The following is a 956-nucleotide window of genomic DNA, read 5'->3' as shown; positions in this document are numbered from 1 at the left end:
GTTTTGCCTATGTTTTCTGTAGGTGCAGTTGTGTAGTATTCATTGGTGGTACACCCAAAAAGGGTTAGTAATAAAAGTATTGTAAGTCCTTTTAATAAAAATGATTTTTTCATAAATTTTTGATTTTGTTTATTTGCTTAAAAGTAATTCATTTTATTCAAATATAGTGTATGAATGATGTTTTTTTTAACAATTAAAGACTTTTTATGTTTAATAGCAAATAATTGTGTTGCAAATATAGACAAATTATTTTAAAAGTTATAATATATAATAACTTTTTTTATTTTAATATTCAGAATATCGCACCGTGAATGACAAATTACAAAATAGCGATATAGAATTTTTAGTTTCTTTAGGAAACCATATAAAACATATACGAAAATTAAAAAAAATTAGTCAGACTGAAATTGCTTATCGTTGTGGTTTTGATAAAAGCAATTATAATACTATTGAAGCAGGCAAAAGAAATCCAACCATAATTACTCTATTAAAAATTGCAAATGCTTTAGAAGTTAGTTTAGAAGAACTTTTAAATTTTTAATATTGATTAAGAATAAATACCCTCGAACAAACAACGCCCCACTTGTGTACCTATTTTGATACCTCGGTAGCGCTTGGCATGTTAGGCAAGTGGCCTTTTTCTTGTATGTGTTGTGCTACTTGTTGTAGTGGCATGAGTTTGTAATCGTTTGCAAAAACGTAGTCGGGCCAAGTTAGTCCTGCTTCCTTGACATATACTTCGTTGCGTACACGCACTTTGCCGTTTACGATGAGTTTGTAATCCGTGTTTGGGTCTTGCGTGTTGATTTGAGTTAAAAGATTTGGGTTTATATTACCTATAATTGTTCTACCATTTTTTGCATAAATTTGATTCTTTCCATCGTGTGAAGATACAAATTCGCCTAATACTTCAACTTTACTAATTGCACTTGCATTGTCAGATGTGTCATTTCCTA

At 29.8% G+C, this 956-nt stretch carries 1 protein-coding gene and 1 pseudogene; one reads left to right on the top strand and one right to left on the bottom strand.

Translation table 11 applies throughout. From position 1 onward, the window contains the following. The first annotated feature begins 307 nt into the window (after positions 1 to 307). The gene (locus B0A58_RS05105; RefSeq protein WP_089080138.1) at positions 308 to 541 is read left to right on the top strand and encodes a helix-turn-helix domain-containing protein; all 234 of its coding nucleotides are present in this window, start codon (positions 308 to 310) and stop codon (positions 539 to 541) included. 50 nt (positions 542 to 591) lie between these two features. On the opposite strand, the pseudogene B0A58_RS16405 reads toward B0A58_RS05105, so the two are convergent. Further along, positions 592 to 956: pseudogene (locus B0A58_RS16405) on the bottom strand (hypothetical protein); the annotation flags it as partial.

The organism is Flavobacterium branchiophilum NBRC 15030 = ATCC 35035 (assembly GCF_002217205.1).
GTDB lineage: Bacteria > Bacteroidota > Bacteroidia > Flavobacteriales > Flavobacteriaceae > Flavobacterium > Flavobacterium branchiophilum.
Note: the sequence above shows the minus strand (reverse complement) of the source record. Positions and strands in the feature narration are given on the sequence as shown.